Origin of the sequence: Fontisubflavum oceani, assembly GCF_030407165.1 — a bacterium.
GTDB classification, from domain to species: domain Bacteria; phylum Pseudomonadota; class Alphaproteobacteria; order Rhodobacterales; family Rhodobacteraceae; genus Rhodophyticola; species Rhodophyticola oceani.
Genome location: NZ_CP129111.1, coordinates 3,408,344 through 3,426,999 on the forward strand (window position 1 = coordinate 3,408,344; position 18,656 = coordinate 3,426,999).

Here is an 18,656-nt window from a genome sequence, read left to right on the forward strand (position 1 = left end):
TGGCCATCTACGGCCAAACTTGGCTATACCCATCGGAAGGATTGGCCCTACCCGGTCTATAGCTCTTCTGCTTGATCCAATAAAACCTCGCGAATTGCGGCCAATCAAGCCTTGGGAGAGAACACGATGAAAATGACAACCGAAGAAGCCTTTGTGAAGGTCCTGCAGCGCCACGGGATCGAACATGCGTTTGGGATCATCGGCTCTGCCATGATGCCGATCTCGGATCTGTTCCCGAAGGCCCGCATCACGTTCTGGGATTGCGCCCATGAGGGCAGCGCGGGGATGATGGCCGATGGCTACACCCGCGCCACCGGCAAGATGTCGATGATGATCGCGCAGAACGGCCCCGGCATCACCAATTTCGTCACCGCCGTGAAAACCGCCTATTGGAACCACACGCCACTTTTGTTGGTCACCCCCAAGCCGCGAACAAAACAATCGGCCAAGGCGGGTTCCAAGAGGTCGAGCAGATGAAACTGTTCGAAGATATGGTGGCCTATCAGGAAGAGGTGCGTGATCCGAGCCGCGTCGTCGAGGTGCTGACCCGGGTGATTGCGCAAGCCAAGCGTCTCTCGGCCCCGGCGCAGATCAACATCCCGCGCGATTTTTGGACTCAGGTCGTGGATATCGAGATCGCCGACCCGATCGAGTTTGAACGCTCTCCGGGCGGAGAAAACTCTGTCGCGGATGCCGCGAAACTGCTGTCCGAAGCGAAAAATCCGGTGATCCTGAACGGCGCGGGCGTGGTCCTCTCCGAAGGCGGGATCGACGCCTCCAAGGCGCTGGCTGAGCGGCTCGATGCGCCGGTTTGCGTCGGCTATCAGCACAACGACGCCTTCCCCGGCAACCACCCGCTTTTTGCCGGTCCGCTTGGCTATAACGGCTCGAAAGCCGGGATGGAGTTGATCAAGGCGGCCGATGTGGTGCTCTGCCTCGGCACCCGATTGAACCCGTTCTCGACCCTGCCGGGCTATGGAATGGAATACTGGCCGACAGACGCGAAAATCATCCAGGTCGACATCAATCCGGATCGGATTGGGCTGACCAAGAAGGTCACGGTCGGCATCGTCGGCGATGCGGCGAAGGTCGCAAAGGGCATTCTCGCCAACTTGAGCGACAGCGCGGCGACACAGGCCGCGACGAGCGAAAAGCAAGGATCGCGCAGACCAAATCAACCTGGGCGCAGCAGCTCAGCTCGATGGATCACGAAGACGACGATCCAGGCACCACCTGGAACGAACGGGCCCGGTCCGCGAAACCGGATTGGATGTCGCCCCGCATGGCTTGGCGCGCGATCCAGCAGGCCCTGCCGCGCGAGGCGATTATCTCGTCCGACATCGGCAACAATTGCGCCATCGGCAACGCGTATCCCTCCTTCGATCAGGGCCGCAAATATCTGGCACCCGGCCTCTTTGGCCCCTGCGGGTATGGCTTACCCGCTATTGTTGGCGCCAAGATTGGCTGCCCTGATGTACCGGTCGTCGGGTTCGCGGGCGACGGCGCGTTCGGCATCGCAGTGAATGAACTGACGGCGATTGGCCGGGGCGAATGGCCCGGGATCACCCAAATCGTGTTCCGCAACTACCAATGGGGCGCGGAGAAACGGAATTCGACCCTCTGGTTTGATGACAACTTCGTCGGCACCGAGTTGGATGATGACGTGAGCTATGCCGGAATCGCGCAGGCATGTGGCCTGAAAGGCGTCGTAGCTCGCACGATGGACGAGCTCACCGCCGCACTGAACCAGGCGCTGAAGGATCAAGCCGCAGGCAAGACCACCCTGATTGAGGCGATGATCAATCAGGAACTGGGTGAGCCCTTCCGTCGCGACGCGATGAAGAAGCCGGTCGAAGTGGCGGGCATTTCACCTGATGACATGATCCCCCAGGCCGGCGCATGACCGCATCGGTCCTGACCGATCTACATGCCCGCGCGGCCGCTGCGGGGAAGCGTATCGTGCTCAGCGAAGGCAACGACCCTCGGGTCGTTGCCGCGGCTTTGGCCGCCCGGGATGCTGGCTTGGCGCAGGTCTCGCTTGTCGGCGGCCCAGATGTGGCGGCCGAGATTGCACGACAAGGTGGCTCGGCTGACGGGATCACCATCTATGATCCGCAACACTCCGATCTGACGCCGGGCTTGGCCGACCTGCTTGTGGACCTGCGCGGCCATAAGGGCATGACCCCGGAAAAGGCGGCGGAGCAGGTCCAGGACCGTTTGGTCTTTGCTGCACTTCTGGTGCGCGCTGGCCATGCGGATGGGACAGTCGGCGGCGCCGTTGCGACGACCTCTGATACTGTCCGAACCGCACTTCAGATCATCGGGAAGGCCGAGGGCGCGGCGCTCGTTTCGTCCTTCTTCTTGATGGTTTTGCCAGAAACCCACGCTTCCAGACCGGGATGCGATGATCTTTTCCGATTGTGGGCTGGTCATTGACCCATCCGCCGAAGAGCTCGCGGCCATTGCGGCCCAGGCCGCCGGGTCTTGGAGTGCTCTGACAGGGCGGGAGGCCAAAGTCGCGATGCTGTCCTTCTCGACGAAAGGCAGCGCCCGCCATGAAAGGGTCGACAAGACGACAGAGGCGCTCGCCATACTGCGCGCGGCCCATCCCGAACTTGATGCCGACGGCGAATTTCAGTTCGACGCCGCGTTTGTGCCTGAGATCGGTGCCAAGAAAGCCCCCGGGTCGACCAGCGCGGGCCAGGCCAATGTGATGATCTTTCCCAATCTCGACGCCGGCAATATCGGCTACAAGATTGCCCAACGTGTGGGCGGGGCGAAGGCCATCGGCCCGGTTCTGCAGGGCTTGGCGCGACCGGCCAACGATCTGAGCCGGGGTTGCGTGGCCGAAGACATCGTCGACATCATCGCCGTGACCGCCGCGCAGGCCATCGCGCTGGACGGCTAATACCCCCGCCCGATCATGAGAACGGCCCCGAGGTTTTGCCTCGGGGCCTTTTTATTAGGCTGCTCGACTGTGGAGATCGGGTTTCCGAGGCTCCACCACTTCGCATCTGCAAAGCCTCCACTGGCGGCTTTGCAAACCAGCGCTCACCCCTTCCCGCGCCAGGGGATCAAGATGCGCTCAAGCCAGCGCATGAACATCTCGATCCCAAAGCCGATGACACCGATGATGATGATACCCAGCACCACCACTTCGGTCTGCAGGAAGTTCTTCGCGATCAGGATCATCGAGCCGAGGCCCTGATCCGCCGCCACCAGTTCCGCGGCCACCAACGTGCCCCAACAGACGCCCATCGCCGTCCGCAACCCGGTGAAAATCTCCGGCAGAGCATTGGGCAGGATCACATGGCGCAAGACCTGCATCTTCGACGCCCCAAGCGAATACGCGGCGTGGACCTTAGAGATCCGAACCGAGCCAACCCCGGAGCGCGCGGCGATGATCATGATGAAGAGCGCCGCCAAGAACAGCAGGAAGACCTTTGCCGTCTCATCGATGCCCAACCACAAGATCACCAGCGGGATCAGCGCCAGAGGCGGGATCGGGCGCATGAACTCGACAATTGGGTCCAACAGCCCACGCCAGAAGGAGCTGAGCCCCATAGCAAAGCCAAGCGGAATGCCGACCAAAGCACCGAAGAACACGCCTAATAGCACCCGATAGACCGAGGTCCAGACATGCTCCCAAAGCGCCACGTTGCGGTAGCCATCAGCGATGAGTGAGAAGAACCGATCAATTACGCCCGGACGCGCCCTTTCGGGGTTGGGCCAAGGATAAAGATCGCCCTCGATCGGTGGCCAGAAGATCGGGTCGATGAGGCCGGTCATCGTGGCGAGCGTCCAACCCCCAAAGAGCACAACCAGGGTTATGATCGACCAGAACCGCCCGGAATTCACCGCCGAGGCATCGCCGAATTTCACGGTCTTCTGCCGTGTGAAGCTGTTATCGGCCAAGCCAAGCCAGATCATCATCTGACTGGGAGAGCTTTGCGGCTCACCGGTGGGCGGGGTCTGATCTGTTTCAGAGCTTTGATCGGTCATCACGCATGCCCCCCGGCCATAATGTCTTCTTCCATGCTCCAGATCATGTTCAAGATCTCCTCGCGGTTCTCCACGAATTCAGGGCCCGCCTTAATCTCGCGCGCATCGCCCTCCACGCCCTGATCGGCAAAGGGCAGATCATAGACTTTGTGAATCCGCCCCGGACGTGGGGCCAGAACCACCAGCCGTTCGCCGAGAAACAACGCCTCTTCCACCGAGTGGGTGATCAGGATGATCGTCTTCCCGGTTTCTTTCCAAAGCTTTAGGACCAAGCCTTGCATCTTCTCGCGGGTCAGCGCGTCCAATGCGCCAAGCGGCTCATCCATCAAGATCACGTCTGGATCATTGACCAAGCACCGCGCTAGGGCGACCCGCTGCTGCATACCGCCAGAAAGCTGATAGACCGGTTTCGACCCAAAATCCTTGAGCCCGACCACGTCCAGCATATGCTGCACATGGTCCTTGGCCTCAGCGTTGTAGACACCTCGCATTTTCGGCCCGAAGGAAACGTTTTCCTCCACCGTCATCCATTCAAACAAGGCGCCCTGCTGAAACACCATGCCGCGTTCGGCATCGGGGCCAAGCACCTTGTGGTCATTCAACAAAACCTGCCCATTGGTCGGCGCAAGAAAGCCAGCGACGATGTTGAGAAGGGTTGTCTTGCCACAGCCCGATGGGCCGAGGATGCTCATCAATTCGCCTGAGTTCAGTTCAAGCGAGACATCTTTCAGCGCCTGGATGTGCCCGCCATCGGGCAAATCGAACCGCATAGAAATGTTCTGGATGGATAATTGTGACATGGCTGCTCCCTCGCCAAAAACGAGCGGCCGAATGGCCCCGGCCGCTCGTCTCTTTGGGTTAGTTGACGAAGTTTGCGTTGACCGTCGAAGAGTAGTCATCCAGCGCCACGTCAAGCTGCCCCTGCTCGACAAAGAAATCTGCCACTTCTTTCATGAAGGCCTGCACCGTTCCGCCAAGCCATGCCTCCGATGCCTGATCGGCGCTGGAGGGGAAGGAGAACATGCCCAGCATGTTTTCAGTTGCGGCGAGATCCATACCGGCGGCACCCGCAATGGTTTCCACATACGCGCTCGGGTCGGCGGCATAGGCCAGGTTGGCCTCATCCGTCACATCCATAAACGCTTGCAGCAGATCGGGATGCTCAGCCGCGAAATCCGAGGTCACCGAGATCACGTCGAAGACGCGGATACCGATGGCTTCCTGCTCCGCCGCCGTCATCAACGGCTCGCCATACTCCATCATCCGCTGCAGAGCGCCGCCAAAGGCGCAGCCGACGGCGACATCACCACGAGCAAGAGCCACCGCAGCATCAGCGCCGTTCATCTGCACAAAATTCACGTCATCCGCATTCACACCCAGATGGTCGAGCATCCGCAGCAATTTGTAGTGGGTCACATTACCGATCGGCGTCGCGATGGTCTCTCCAACAAGCGCTTCGGCGGCGTTTTCTTGGGTCACACCTGCATCCATATGCACGACGCAGTTATCGGCCTCGGCATAGCTCACGGCCACACCGACCAGTTCCAGCGGCAACCCGTTGGACACGGCGACCACAAACGGCACCAGGCCTTGCGAGAATGCGATATCCACGTCACCCGAGGCCATCGCCTGGGTCATTTCATTGCCGTTGCCGAATGCGCGCCATTCCACATCGACGCCCATACGCTCCTGGTAGGTCTCTTCGACTTGCGCCACCTGGTTCGCGGTGGGCCATTCGAGGAAATACGCTACTGTAACCGTCTCTGCCGACACCGCGCTTGCTGTTAATGCAAGTGCTGCGGCGCCTGCCATCATTTTAAAGCCAGACATATTTATCAACTCTCCATGTTGGTGGCCGTATATTATTTTGGACTCTCGGCCATTGGATAAGAGGCTTGTCTCCGCAAGCCGCGCCTGACAGGCTCATACGGAACCTGCCCTTGCTATATATCCAAATCGCACGGGTTATAGGTCCAGGTGATCCAGCGTCCTGGCCTTATTCTTTTCCATAGCTGGAGGTATACGTGCTCGGGGCGCGGCGCGAGTTTCACCAAATCACATAGGAGGATGCCATGGCTTACGACTCGAGCACAAACTCGCTTGAAGCGCACTGGATGCCGTTCACGGACAACCGTGGTTTCAAAGAAGATCCGCGCCTGATCGTGCGCGCCGAAGGGGTGCATCTTTATGATCACCATGGCGGCCAGTTGATCGACGGCTCGAGCGGTCTGTTCTGCTCTCCGGCGGGCCATTGCCATCCGAAAATCATCGAAGCCGTGCATCAGCAGATGAAGGATTACACCTATGTGATGCCGTTCCAGGCCGGTCACCCCGCCAGTTTCGCGCTGGCCGAGAAGGTCTCGCGCCTGACACCCGAGCCGATGAACCATGTTTTCTTTGTGAATTCCGGGTCAGAGGCCGTGGATACCGCGATGAAAATGATCATGGCCTATCATCATGCCCGTGGCGATATGCGGACCCGTTTTGTCAGCCGGGAGCGCGCTTATCACGGGGTGAATATCGGCGGTGTCTCCCTCTCGGGCATGGTAAAGAACCGCGACATTTTCCATGCAACCGTGCCCGGCGTGGTGATGATGCGTCACACCTGGAGCGAAGATGAGCTGTTCATCCCCGGTGGGCAGCCGCAAAACAACGGCGTCGAACTGGCCAACGACTTGGAGCGCATCTGCGCCACCTATGGCCCCGGCAATATCGCCGCCGTCTTTGTTGAGCCGGTCGCTGGCTCCACCGGCACCTTGCCGCCACCTGTCGGTTATTTGGAGCGGCTCCGCGAAATTTGCAATCAGCACGGCATTTTGTTGGTGTTTGATGAGGTGATCACCGGCTTTGGCCGGCTCGGCACCAATTTCGCGGCGCAGAAATATGGCGTCGAGCCCGATATCATGACCATGGCGAAGGCGCTGACCAACGGCTCGATCCCGATGGGGGCCGTTGCCGTGAAGGACGAGATTTACGACACCGTGGTCGGCAGCAGCCCGCGCGGCCTGACCGAGTTCTTCCACGGCTATACCTATTCGGGTCATCCCGCCGCCTGTGCCGCAGGTATCGCGATGATGGACATCCTGGAAGAGGAAAGCCTGATCCAGCGCGCCGCCGATCTGGCACCCTATTTCGAAGAGGTACTCTTTGCCGGGTTGAAGGGCCACGAGATGGTCAAGGATATCCGCGTCGCTGGCCTTATGGCCAGTGTCGAGGTCTTCCCCAATGGCGGCCCCGGCATGCGCGGCACCGCGCTTCCAGAAAGAGATGTTCTGGGAAGGGCTCAGCGTCAAATTCACCGGCGACAACGCGGTTCTCGCGCCGCAATTCATCGCCGAGCGCGCCCATGTCGACGAGATTGTCGATAAGTTCCGAAAAACCCTCGATAAAACCACGGCTTAATCATATGGCAGATTTCCCCTCTACCGCCCGCGTCGTCATCATTGGTGGCGGCGCGGTCGGTTGTTCGACGCTTTACCATCTGACACAGGCCGGTTGGTCCGACGTGGTTCTTCTCGAAAAATCAGAACTGACTGCGGGCTCAACCTGGCACGCGGCCGGTAATTGCCCAACCTTCGCGGGCAACTGGACCATCATGGCGATCCAGGCCTATTCGATCGACCTCTTCTCGAGACTCGGCGATGAGGTCGGGTATCCGATCAACTATCACCAAACCGGTGCCGTGCGGATCGCCCATACCGACGAACGGATGCGCGAATTCGCGCATGTGGCCGACATGGCGCGCAGCCAGGGTCGCGTGATGGAGATGATGGATTTCAACGATCTGCGCGAGAAAATCCCGCAGATGGAGCATCATGACCTGAAAGGCGGGCTTTGGGACCCGCTGGATGGCGATATCGACCCCTCGCAACTGACCCAGGCCTATGCCACCGGCGCGCGGAAAGGCGGCGCGACGATCATTCGCGGCTGCCTCGTCATCGGGATTGACCGGCAGGGCGATGAATGGGTCGTGAAATCCGAAAAGGGTGAGATCCGCTGCGAGATCGTGGTGAACGCCGCGGGCTATTACAGTCAGGATATTGCGGCGCATTTCCTGCCCTTTGGCGGACGGATGATCCCGCAAGTGGTGATGGCGCACCAATATCTCGTTACCGAAGAAATCCCCGAATTAGTCGACGCGCCAGTGATGCCGATGCTGCGCGACCCCGACAGGTCTTACTATCTCCGTCAGGAGAAACACGGGCTGCTGCTTGGCCCCTATGAGAACGGCGGGCGCATTCATTGGCAATCGGCCGATGACCCGCGCCCCGATGATTTCAGCTTCCAGCTTTACCCAGATGATCTGGAGCGGATCGAGAGCTATATCGAGGATGCCTGCGAGCGCGTGCCCCTTCTGGGGTCTGTCGGTTTGCAGCGGGTGATCAATGGCCCGATCCCCTATGCGCCGGACGGCTTGCCACTGATCGGGCCGATGCCGGGCGTGCCCAATGCGTTTGAGGCGACCGCCTTCACCTTTGGCATCGTGCAATCGGGCGGCGCTGGCAAGCTGCTGACGGATTGGATTGTCGAAGGCGAGCCGGAATGGGATGGCTGGTCCGTCGATCCGCGCCGTTTCACGGGTTATGCCGATCAGGACTACGCCAACGCCAAGGGCAAGGAGATTTACGACCACGAATACGCGATGGGCTTCCCGCACTACAACTGGCCCGAGGGACGGAACAAGCGGCTTTCCGCGATCCAGCCGAAACTGGCTGATACGGGTGCCGTATTCGGCGCATTTTCGGGCTGGGAGCGCCCGGTCTGGTTCTCGGAACCAGGTGACAACACCGACCCGGAGGATTGCGCGACTTGGGACCGCGAAGGCCCTTGGTACAAGGCCGTTGCGCGCGAGGTGGCACATGTCACCGAAAAGGCAGGCCTCCTCGATCTGACCGGCCTCACACATTATCACCTGACGGGCGCGGGCGCGGCGGAATGGCTGGAAGGTCAAATCCTTGGCAAAGCGCCGAAGGTGGGGCGGACGAAACTCGGCTATTTCGCAACGCCCAAGGGCCGATTTGCGGCGGAAATGACGATCACCCGGCGCGGGGAAGAGGATTTCCTCCTGATGACCGCGGCGGTGGCCGAATGGAAGGATTTCGAGCTTCTGAAATCCACCCTGCCCGCCGGGCTGACACTGACCAACACCACCGACGACACGGTGGTCATGCTGGTCACCGGCCCCAATGCGCGCAAAGTTCTGGAGGGCGCGATCGAGGCCGATCTCGAGAAAAGCTGGCTCAGCCATCAGACGGCGCAAGTAAATGGCCAGCCCTTCGACCTCCTACGGCTCTCCTTTGTGGGTGAGCTTGGTTGGGAATTGCATATGCCGAAAGAGATCGCAGCCGAGGCTTTCGACACGATTATGGCGGCGGGTGCGGCCCATGGCCTGAAACCCTTCGGCATGTATGCGATGGAATCGATGCGGATCGAGAAGGGGTATATGCATTGGGGCAATGACCTGAACGCCGATTACACGCTGGCCGAGCTTGGCGCGCCGCTTGCGGGCGAGGCCGATCGCCGGATGGTTTCGATGGTGGTCGAGCCGGGCGAACGCGACGCGCCAGGGCTGAGCTCGATCTGGCAAAACGACACCCGGGTGGGCCTCGTCAGTTCCGCCGCCATGGCCACCGGACTGGCCAGGCCATCGCGCTTGGTATGGTGGATCGCGGCATTGAGGGCGAGGTGGAAATCGACGTCTTTGGTGAGCGTTTGAAAGCGATCATCCAACCGTCGATGACCCTCTATGACCCGACAAATGAACGGATCAAAGCATGAGCCAAGTTCCCTCCCATGCCCGTGTCGTCATCGTTGGTGGCGGTGTCGCCGGCTGCTCGGTCGCCTATCACCTGACCAAGCTCGGCTGGACTGATGTGGTGCTTTTGGAGCGCAAACGCCTGACCTCGGGCACCACATGGCATGCGGCGGGCCTGATCGCGCAGTTGCGCGCCTCAAAAAACATGACGCGGCTCGCGAAATACAGCCAAGAGCTCTATTCCGAGTTAGAGGCCGAGACCGGGATTGCGACGGGGTTCCGCCGCTGCGGCTCGATCACCATGGCGCTCACCGAGGCGCGGCGCGAAGAGGTGTTGCGCCAGGCCTCGATGGCGCGCGCCTTTGGTGTCGAGGTGGAGGAGATCACCGATACAGAGGTGAAATCCCGCTATCCGCATGTCAGCACCGATGGCATGACGGCAGCAGTCTATCTGCCGCTGGATGGCCAAGGCGATCCGGCGAATATCGCCATGGCGATGGCCAAGGGCGCCCGGCAACGCGGCGCGAAGGTGATCGAGAATGTGAAAGTCACCGGTGTGAGCCAAGAGGGCGGTCGGGTCACGGGCGTGGCCTGGGATCGAGGTGGCGAGACCGGCACGATCACCTGCGATCACGTGGTCAACTGCGCCGGCATGTGGGCCCGCGATTTTGGCGCGATGGCGGGTGTGAATGTGCCGCTTCAGGCCTGCGAGCATTTCTATATCGTCACCGAAAACATTCCCAATCTGACGCAGCTTCCGGTGCTGCGCGTCCCGGACGAATGCGCCTACTACAAAGAAGACGCGGGCAAGATCCTGCTTGGCGCGTTTGAACCGGTGGCCAAACCCTGGGGTCCGATCCCCGAAGATTTCGAATTCGACCAACTGCCCGAGGATTTCGACCATTTCGAGCCAATCCTTGAACAGGCCATTGAACGGGTGCCGATGCTGGCGGAGGCGGGCATTCATACCTTCTTCAATGGTCCGGAAAGCTTCACGCCCGATGACGCGTATCACTTGGGCCCTGCCCCCAATCTTGACGGCTATTGGGTTGCGGCGGGGTTCAACTCCATCGGCATTCAATCCGCTGGTGGCGCTGGCATGGCACTGGCGCATTGGATGGACACGGGCCTTGCCCCGTTCGATATCGGCGATGTCGACATCCAGCGCGCGCAGCCGTTCCAACGCAACAAACGCTACCTCAAGACCCGCGCCAGTGAGACACTCGGCCTGCTCTACGCGGATCATTTCCCCTATCGCCAGAAGGCCACTGCGCGGGGCATTCGTCGTTCGCCGCTGCACGAACATCTGAAAGCCCAAGGCGCCGTCTTTGGGGAATTTGCCGGATGGGAGCGCGCCAATTGGTTCGCCAATCCCGGTCAAGCGCCGGAATACGACTATTCCTGGGGCCGCCAGAACTGGTTCGACAATCAGCGCGCAGAGCATGAAGCGGTCCGCGAGGGCGTTGGGCTTTACGACATGTCGTCCTTTGGCAAGATTCGGATCGAAGGCCGGGATGCGGAAGCGTTCCTGAATTTTGCGGCAGGCGGCGACATGTCTGTGCCGGTCGGTCGGATCGTCTATAGCCAGCTTCTGAACGCAAATGCCGGGATTGAGGCCGATGTCACCATCACCCGGCTCAGCGAGACGGCCTATCTTATCGTCACGCCTGCCGCGACGCTGATCCGTGATCTGGCTTGGCTGCATCGCCATAAAGGCAACCACAGTGTCGTCCTCACCGATATGACCGCTGCCGAAGCGGTGATCTGCGTCATGGGGCCAAAATCCCGCGATGTGATGCGCGCGGTCAGCCCGGCGGATTGGTCCGGCAATGCTTTTCCCTTTGGCTGGGCCCGCGAGATTGAGATCGGTATGGGCCTCGCCCGCGCTCATCGCGTGACCTATGTGGGCGAGCTTGGGTGGGAGCTTTATGTCTCCACCGATCAGGCCGCGCATGTATTTGAGACTTTGCTTGAGGCGGGGGCCGCCTATGGGATGAAACTTTGCGGCTTGCACATGATGGACAGTTGCCGGATCGAAAAAGGCTTCCGCCATTTCGGCCATGACATCACCGGCGAGGATCATGTGCTTGAGGCGGGTCTCGGTTTCGCGGTGAAAACGGCCAAGCCGGATTTCATCGGCAGGGACGCGGTGCTCAGACGCAAGGATGAGGGGCTGCAAAGCCGCCTTCTGCAATTCCAACTGACCGAGCCGGAACCGCTTCTGTTCCATGCGGAGCCGATCCTACGGAATGGTGAGATCGTTGGATATATCACCTCGGGCAATTACGGCCACACGCTTGGGGCCTCAATCGGGATGGGGTACGTCCCCTGCGCCGGCGAAGCGGCGGCGGATGTGCTGGCCTCAAGCTATGAGATCGAAGTCGCAGGCGACCGGATTGCCGCCACACCCAGCCTGAAACCGCTCTACGACCCGAAAAGCGAGCGGGTGAAGGCTTAGCGTTCGGCCAGTTGCGCCCGGATTGCGGCGGCGATGATCTGAACACCATCAGGAATGCGCGCGGTGGGGATTGTTGAGAACCCCACCCGAATGGTGTTTCTGGGCGGCGCGTCGGACGCATAAAACGCTGATCCCGGCTCGATCAGCACATTTTTCTCGCGAAGATCGACGGCCAATCGGTCGGCGTCCAAGCCCTCTGGCCCGGTCAGCCACAAAGATGCCCCGCCAAAGGTTGTTGTTGCTTCGGAGGTCAACAGCCCTTCGGCCTGCAGCGCGCTGCGCAAAATCGAGTGGCGCCGCTCCATCCGCGCCCGCATCCGCCGCGAATGGGCGTTGTAATGCCCGGCCGAGAGGAAATAGGCCACGGTGCGCTGCGTCAAACCGGGCGGATGGCGCACCACCATGGTCCTCAGAGCGCGGGCATGCTGCACAAACGGCTCTGGCGCCGCCAGATAGCCAAGGCGGAGCCCCGGAAAGACCGATTTCGAGAAGCTGCCGATATAGATCACCCGGGCGCGCTCATCGAGGGATTTGAGCGCTGGCAAGCTTGGGCTTTGATAGCTCATTTCATAATCGTAATCATCCTCGACAACGATGAAATCATCCGCCTCGGCCCGCTCCAAAAGCGCCTTGCGCCGCGCCATCGACATCGTGGCGCCGGTCGGCGCCTGATGGCTGGGCGTGACGAAAACCACGCTTGTGCCGGGCGGGATCTGATCAACGATCAACCCTTCCTCATCGACGGGCACAGGTGCGATCTTCACCCCCATCGCAGTCAGCAGGTTGCGCAGTTCTGGATAGCCCGGCTCCTCCATCACCATCGTGCCGTCTGGGTCTTGTACCCGCAACACACGGGCCGCGAGCCAAAGGGCGTTTTGCGCGCCGGTCGTGACCAAAACTTCGGACATTTCGGCCGCCACGCCCCGGCCGGAGATGCTGCGTTTGACGATTTGCTCCAACAGCATCGGGTCATCACGGTCTGCCGCATCATCCGCCACCCGCTCGAAATACCGTTTGCCCAGCGCCTGACGGACGCAGTCGCGCCAGTCATCCACCGGGAAATGCCGTAAATCAGGCTCACCAAAGATGAACGGGTATTGGAAGCGCCGCCAGTCTTCGGTCTTGGCCTGATTGCCCAGCGCCGCTGGCGGAGGCCCCAAGCGCGCCTGCCAATCCAACCGTTGATCCGAGCCCGGTGTCGCCGTCCCGACCGTGTCGCGCCGATTAGGGGCGTCATCCGCCACGAAAAACCCACTGCGCGCGTGTGGCACGACATAGCCGGACGCGACCAGGGCGTCGTAAGCCAGACTGACCGTGATCCGCGAGATTCCCAGATGGCGCGCCAATGCGCGGGTGGCAGGCAGACGATCACCGGGGGAGAACCGGCCATCCCAGATGGCCCGCGTGATCGTCTCTTTCAGTCGGGTTTGCAGCCCCACCGAATGATCCTCGGACAAAAAGATATGATGCTCCGAGATAACGGCCACAGATACCCTTTCCAGCACTTAGGACTGGCTAAGAACATGCTCTGTCAGAAGAAAAACCGCAAGACATCGGCACGGCAGTCGTCTTTTGCCGATCACGTCGAGTAATCGTCGATCAATGGACTCGGTTTGGCCAGTTTCCGCAAATCGTCCAAATCGGTGATCCTGACCTTTTGGCCATCGATTTCGACGCCATAGGGTCTCAGCGCTTTAATCGCGCGTGAGAGGTTTTCTGATGTCATGCCGAGAAATGAGGCCAACCGACGCTTCTCCAGGTTCAGATCATATTCCAGCGCGTGGCCATTGGTTTCATGACCCCGGATCAAGAAATTCGCCAGCCGTTCAATCGAGCTGCGCAGTTTGAGGTTCTTGGTGTTCTTGATCACCGAGCGATAGCATTGCGCCAGCTCTGTCACCACCGCGCGGGCAAACTCGCTATCCGTCTCAAACACATCCCGCACATCCATTGATGGGATCAACACAACCCGGCTCTTCTCCATTGTCCGCGCCGACATGAGATAGGGCGCGTCCTTGATTGTGGCGGCCAAGATAAAGGTTGATATCGGGCGTACCGTGGCCATTGTCGTGTTCCGTCGGTTCCAACTCGCGAAGAGCTCGACACTGCCAGAGATCACGACATGCAGAAAATCCGACCGGTCACCCTCGGTGATGAGTTCCACCTGCGGTGGAAAGGTCTGCACATAGGCACCGCGAAACAGCGCGTCGAAGCTTTCCTGTGCCATATCTTCAAACAGTGGGAGGGCCCGAATCTCGGGCAGGTCATGAATGGGCATCAAGGGCTCGCAAGACAGTGATTGACGATTGTCGTCTGACTACTTGATAAATATCAATCAATCGATACGCAATTCTTGAGTGGGAACTTGACCCCAGTTTTCGCTCGACACAACAGTTTTCGGTAATCCATTTATTTTAAAAGAAAAATCCCGGTTTTTGATCCGGATCAAGTCGGAATGCCGAGTTTAGGCGCCTCCTTGGGCAAGCACCCGCATCCCAAAGCGGGAAGGGACAGACCTAGGAGGACACAGATGGATGTCATGATCGCCTACGACCATTCGCGCAACGCGCGGATCACACTTGAGGTCGTCAAGGAAATGTTCGCATCCGCCAAGCCCAACATCACGTTGATCTCGGTAATCGAAGATGTCGGCAGCGCCACGGCAGGTGCCGACGACATGTTCAACGAGCAATTTGCGGATCAGAAGGCCGGCGTTGAAGCCGCCGCAGCCGAGCTGACTGCGGCCGGATTTTCGGCCCATGTGCTGATGGCCGAGGGGGACGCCCGCAAGATGATCTTGCGCGCGGCCGATGAGCGCCGCCCAGACCTCTTGGTCATGGCGCGCCACAGCCACAAGCCCGACGGCAATTTCATCACTCGCCGTCTCGACGCGCTGGTGGAAGAGTTCGACCACATGACCTTTGGGTCGGTTTCGGCCTTTCTCGCCCGCCGGGCGCAATGCCCGCTGCTGATTATTCCGACCGGTGCGGATTGATCCCCAACACACAGTGAAACGCCAGCCACTCTTTAAGCCCGACCGAGGTTAGAAATGAAAGTCTCAGACGTCTTCCGGTTTAAAAACCGGGAAATTCGGGCGCTCCACCTCACTTGGATCGCCTTCTTCATCACCTTCTATGTATGGTTCAACATGGCGCCGCTGGCGTCGTCCATTTTGCGGTCCGCCGACTGGCTGACCCGGGACGACCTGCGGCTCTTCGCTATTGCCAACGTGGCCCTGACGATCCCGGCGCGGATCGTTGTCGGCATGGCGCTCGACAAATGGGGGCCACGGCGAGTCTTCTCCGTCTTGATGGTCTCTATGGCCATTCCGACGCTGTTCTTCGCCTTCGGCGATACCCGTGAACAACTCTTCTTCGCCCGTTTGGTGATGTCCTCGGTCGGGGCCTCCTTCGTGGTCGGCATTCACATGACCGCCCTGTGGTTCAAACCGCGCGACATCGGCTTTGCCGAAGGTTTCTATGCCGGTTGGGGGAACTTCGGCTCCGCCGCTGCGGCTCTGACGATCCCGACGGTGGCCTTGTCTGTCTATGGCGGCGACGATGGCTGGCGCTATGCGATTGCCACCTCCGGCATCATCATGGCCGCTTACGGCGTCTTCTACTGGTTCGCCATTACCGATGGTCCGACCAAAGACACCCATAAGAAACCTCGGAAAGCTGCGGCTTTGGAGGTCTCCACCTATCGCGACCTTGGTCTGTTGATCCTCTTCACCATCCCCCTGATCGGGATTCTGTCGATCCTTGTCTGGCGGGTGCAGAACCTTGGCTATATCGACACGATGACGGCCAGCTTCTGTTATGCCGCGATCGTCGTGGTGGTGATCTACCAGGTCTGGCAAGTGCTGCGCGTCAACCTTCCGATCTTGCGCAAAGGTGTGCCGGAGGATGACCGCTATCCGTTTAGTTCGGTGGCGGCGCTCAACACGACCTATTTCGCCAATTTTGGCGCGGAACTGGCCGTGGTCTCGATGTTGCCACTGTTCTTCCAGGAAACCTGGGGGCTGACCCCGGTGACTGCCGGTATCATCGCGTCGTCCTTCGCCTTCGTGAACCTCTTCGCCCGACCGATGGGGGGCTTGGTCTCAGACCGGATGGGCAACCGCCGCTTTGTGATGCTGGCCTATATGCTGGGGATCGCCATCGGCTTTGCGCTCATGGGTCTGCTCGACAGCACCTGGCCGTTGATCATCGCGATTGCCATCACCATCGGCTGCTCGTTCTTCGTGCAAGGGGCCGAGGGGGCAACCTTCGGGATCATCCCATCGATCAAGCGCCGCGTCACCGGCCAGATCGCGGGTATGGCAGGAGCCTACGGCAATGTCGGCGCGGTCTTCTACCTCTTCATCTTCATGTATGTCACGCCGTCGCAGTTCTTCTTCATCATCTCTGCTGGCGCCGCGATCAGCTGGTTGGCTTGCTACTTCCTGCTGAAAGAGCCCGAAGGCGGGTTTGGCGATGAATATGTGATCTCGTCGGTTGACCAAGCCATCGCTGATGAAGCCCGTGTCCGCCAAGAAACCGAAGCCGATCTGGCCACGATCTTTGCCGGCAGCGAACGGGTTGGATTGGCCGATCGCGGCACCGGTCTGACCGTCACAGCGCGGTTCAAGGACATGGACGATCTCCGCGAAGCCCTGGCCAAGCTCTCACCCGCTGGCGGCACGCCACAAACGCAAAAGTAACGCGATCTGCGGCCCGGTCACTCCGGGCCGCGGGTTGACCCTCCACGCAAAAGCACAAGTCCAAGGAGACACACGTGGGACAAGACCTTAGAAACTACACCCCGGATGACGAGGCCTATTGGGCCTCCACCGGCAAGGCGATTGCGAACCGCAATCTCTGGATTTCCATTCCATCGCTGCTCTGCGGCTTTGCGGTCTGGCTCTATTGGGGGATCATCACCGTTCAGATGATCAACCTAGGTTATCCGTTTGAAAACTCGCAGCTCTTCACACTGACCGCCATTGCGGGCCTGTCGGGCGCCACCCTGCGTATCCCGGCCACGTTCTTTATCCGCATCGCGGGCGGGCGAAACACAATCTTCTTTACGACCGCGCTTCTGATGATCCCGGCCATCGGCACGGGTATCGCACTCCAAAACCCCGATACTCCGCTCTGGCAGTATCAGATCCTGGCACTTCTGTCGGGGATCGGCGGCGGCAACTTCGCGGCCTCGATGTCCAACATCTCGTTCTTCTTCCCCAAGAAGATCCAAGGCTACTCGCTTGGCATGAACGCCGGTTTGGGTAATTTCGGTGTGACCACGATGCAGATCGTGATCCCGCTGGTGATGACCTTCGGCCTCTTCGGTGGCGCGTCGCAAACGCTGGTCAACACGTCTGGCACACTGATCGGGCGCATCCCCGCAGGCACCGAGACCTATATCCAAAACGCCGGTCTGGTCTGGCTTCTGGCGCTCATCCCGTTGGCCTTCCTGGGTTGGTTCGGCATGAACAACATCCGCGACGAGCATGTCAGCCCCAACATCCCCAACCCAATCGGCGCGTTTAGCATCATTGGCTTCATGTATGGCATCGGCCTGGCTTGTGCGGGCTTTGGCCTCTGGCTGATGTTGCCAGCCGCGGTTGGTGGCTCCGGCTTCATGATCTCGAAATGGTTCGTCCTGCCGATCGTCATCGTTCTAACCGTGGCCGCGCTCCGGATGATCCCCGGCCAAGTCGGCCAAAACCTGTCGCGCCAGTATAAAATCTTCGGCAACAAGCACACTTGGGCGATGACCATCATCTATGTGATGACCTTCGGCTCCTTCATCGGCTACTCCGCCGCGATGGGCCTGACGATCAAGGTGGTCTTCGGCTTCCAACACATCATGGTTGATGGCGTCATGACCCACGATGTGGCGAACCCGAACGGGCCGTCTGCCCTGATGTTCGCTTGGATGGGGCCGTTTATCGGCGCGCTGATCCGCCCCTTGGGCGGCGTCTGGGCCGATCGGGCTGGTGGCGCGAAAGTGACCCAGATCATCTCTGTCGTGATGGTCGGCTGTGCGCTCGCCCTCGCCTACATCCTGCAGCAGGCCTATGCCTCGGCCACGCCTGAGACGTATTTCGTGCCCTTCCTGCTGATCTTCCTGTTGCTCTTCGCGGCAACCGGTATCGGCAACGGCTCGACCTTCCGCACGATCGCGGTTGCGTTCAACAAAGAACAGGCTGGGCCCGTTCTTGGCTGGACCAGCGCCGTGGCGGCCTATGGCGCCTTCCTCATCCCGCAAATCTTCGGGGAGCAGATGGGCGCTGGTACACCGCAATACGCGCTCTATGGCTTTGCCGTCTTCTACACGGTCTGCATCGCCATCAACTGGTGGTTCTACCTGCGCCCCAATGCGTACATCAAGAACCCGTAAACCCTGATCTCCCCCGCCCGGAGATCCCCTGCGGGCGGGGCCGCGTAACCCCTAGGG

General features: G+C 60.0%; 11 protein-coding genes and 3 pseudogenes. 9 read left to right on the forward strand and 5 right to left on the reverse strand.

The window, feature by feature from the left end:
- The first annotated feature begins 126 nt into the window (after positions 1-126).
- The 3 genes and pseudogenes from xsc to QTA57_RS18490 all read left to right on the forward strand — a co-directional run bounded on the left by xsc (position 127) and on the right by QTA57_RS18490 (position 2,908).
- Positions 127-1,903, forward strand: a pseudogene (gene xsc, locus QTA57_RS17340) (sulfoacetaldehyde acetyltransferase).
- The gene (locus QTA57_RS18485) at positions 1,900-2,436 is read left to right on the forward strand and encodes a phosphate acyltransferase (RefSeq protein ID WP_330696733.1); all 537 of its coding nucleotides are present in this window, start codon (positions 1,900-1,902) and stop codon (positions 2,434-2,436) included. Before xsc ends, QTA57_RS18485 begins: the two are co-directional and overlap by 4 nt.
- The gene (locus QTA57_RS18490) at positions 2,405-2,908 is read left to right on the forward strand and encodes a phosphate acyltransferase (RefSeq protein ID WP_330696734.1); all 504 of its coding nucleotides are present in this window, start codon (positions 2,405-2,407) and stop codon (positions 2,906-2,908) included. Before QTA57_RS18485 ends, QTA57_RS18490 begins: the two co-directional genes overlap by 32 nt.
- Before the next feature lie 143 nt (positions 2,909-3,051).
- Here the strand turns inward: QTA57_RS18490 and QTA57_RS17350 are convergent.
- The 3 genes and pseudogenes from QTA57_RS17350 to QTA57_RS17360 all read right to left on the reverse strand — a co-directional run.
- Positions 3,052-3,777: pseudogene (locus tag QTA57_RS17350) on the reverse strand (ABC transporter permease); the annotation flags it as partial.
- Between the two features lie 224 nt (positions 3,778-4,001).
- Positions 4,002-4,802 (reverse strand): taurine ABC transporter ATP-binding protein, encoded by an 801-nt coding sequence (locus QTA57_RS17355; protein ID WP_290152805.1) that lies wholly within the window; start codon positions 4,800-4,802, stop codon positions 4,002-4,004.
- Between the two features lie 58 nt (positions 4,803-4,860).
- The gene (locus QTA57_RS17360) at positions 4,861-5,832 is read right to left on the reverse strand and encodes a taurine ABC transporter substrate-binding protein (RefSeq protein ID WP_290152807.1); all 972 of its coding nucleotides are present in this window, start codon (positions 5,830-5,832) and stop codon (positions 4,861-4,863) included.
- 242 nt (positions 5,833-6,074) lie between these two features.
- Between QTA57_RS17360 and QTA57_RS17365 the strand changes: the two genes are divergently transcribed.
- From QTA57_RS17365 to QTA57_RS17375, 3 genes and pseudogenes are all read left to right on the forward strand, one after another.
- On the forward strand, positions 6,075-7,370 hold the full coding sequence (locus QTA57_RS17365; RefSeq protein ID WP_290152809.1) for an aminotransferase class III-fold pyridoxal phosphate-dependent enzyme: 1,296 nt from the start codon (positions 6,075-6,077) through the stop codon (positions 7,368-7,370).
- A 38-nt stretch (positions 7,371-7,408) separates the two neighbouring features.
- Positions 7,409-9,780, forward strand: a pseudogene (locus QTA57_RS17370) (GcvT family protein).
- The gene (locus QTA57_RS17375; RefSeq protein ID WP_290152812.1) at positions 9,777-12,215 is read left to right on the forward strand and encodes a GcvT family protein; all 2,439 of its coding nucleotides are present in this window, start codon (positions 9,777-9,779) and stop codon (positions 12,213-12,215) included. Before QTA57_RS17370 ends, QTA57_RS17375 begins: the two are co-directional and overlap by 4 nt.
- Here QTA57_RS17375 and pdxR read toward each other — a convergent pair.
- A complete protein-coding gene (gene pdxR / locus QTA57_RS17380; protein ID WP_290152813.1) occupies positions 12,212-13,702 on the reverse strand; it encodes a MocR-like pyridoxine biosynthesis transcription factor PdxR in 1,491 nt (496 codons plus the stop codon). The two genes, QTA57_RS17375 and pdxR, sit on opposite strands and share 4 nt — an antisense overlap.
- Before the next feature lie 92 nt (positions 13,703-13,794).
- Complete coding sequence (locus QTA57_RS17385) at positions 13,795-14,493, reverse strand: helix-turn-helix domain-containing protein (protein WP_145210637.1); 699 nt, start codon at positions 14,491-14,493, stop codon at positions 13,795-13,797.
- A 252-nt stretch (positions 14,494-14,745) separates the two neighbouring features.
- On the opposite strand from QTA57_RS17385, the gene QTA57_RS17390 reads away from it, so the two are divergent.
- From QTA57_RS17390 to QTA57_RS17400, 3 genes are all read left to right on the forward strand, one after another.
- A complete protein-coding gene (locus QTA57_RS17390) occupies positions 14,746-15,210 on the forward strand; it encodes a universal stress protein (protein WP_290152816.1) in 465 nt (154 codons plus the stop codon).
- A 54-nt stretch (positions 15,211-15,264) separates the two neighbouring features.
- Positions 15,265-16,917 (forward strand): MFS transporter, encoded by a 1,653-nt coding sequence (locus QTA57_RS17395; protein ID WP_171558166.1) that lies wholly within the window; start codon positions 15,265-15,267, stop codon positions 16,915-16,917.
- 74 nt (positions 16,918-16,991) lie between these two features.
- Positions 16,992-18,599, forward strand: a complete 1,608-nt coding sequence (locus QTA57_RS17400) for an MFS transporter (protein ID WP_171558165.1) — start codon at positions 16,992-16,994, stop codon at positions 18,597-18,599.
- Positions 18,600-18,656: the final 57 nt, after the last annotated feature.

What these genes read in the sequence shown, in the direction of transcription:
- QTA57_RS18485 (WP_330696733.1), top strand. Translation starts at nt 1,900, where the DNA reads ATGACCGCATCGGTCCTGACCGATCTACATGCCCGCGCGGCCGCTGCG.
- QTA57_RS18490 (WP_330696734.1), top strand. Translation starts at nt 2,405, where the DNA reads ATGATCTTTTCCGATTGTGGGCTGGTCATTGACCCATCCGCCGAAGAG.
- QTA57_RS17355 (WP_290152805.1), bottom strand. Translation starts at nt 4,802, where the DNA reads ATGTCACAATTATCCATCCAGAACATTTCTATGCGGTTCGATTTGCCC.
- QTA57_RS17360 (WP_290152807.1), bottom strand. Translation starts at nt 5,832, where the DNA reads ATGTCTGGCTTTAAAATGATGGCAGGCGCCGCAGCACTTGCATTAACA.
- QTA57_RS17365 (WP_290152809.1), top strand. Translation starts at nt 6,075, where the DNA reads ATGGCTTACGACTCGAGCACAAACTCGCTTGAAGCGCACTGGATGCCG.
- QTA57_RS17375 (WP_290152812.1), top strand. Translation starts at nt 9,777, where the DNA reads ATGAGCCAAGTTCCCTCCCATGCCCGTGTCGTCATCGTTGGTGGCGGT.
- QTA57_RS17385 (WP_145210637.1), bottom strand. Translation starts at nt 14,493, where the DNA reads ATGCCCATTCATGACCTGCCCGAGATTCGGGCCCTCCCACTGTTTGAA.
- QTA57_RS17390 (WP_290152816.1), top strand. Translation starts at nt 14,746, where the DNA reads ATGGATGTCATGATCGCCTACGACCATTCGCGCAACGCGCGGATCACA.
- QTA57_RS17395 (WP_171558166.1), top strand. Translation starts at nt 15,265, where the DNA reads ATGAAAGTCTCAGACGTCTTCCGGTTTAAAAACCGGGAAATTCGGGCG.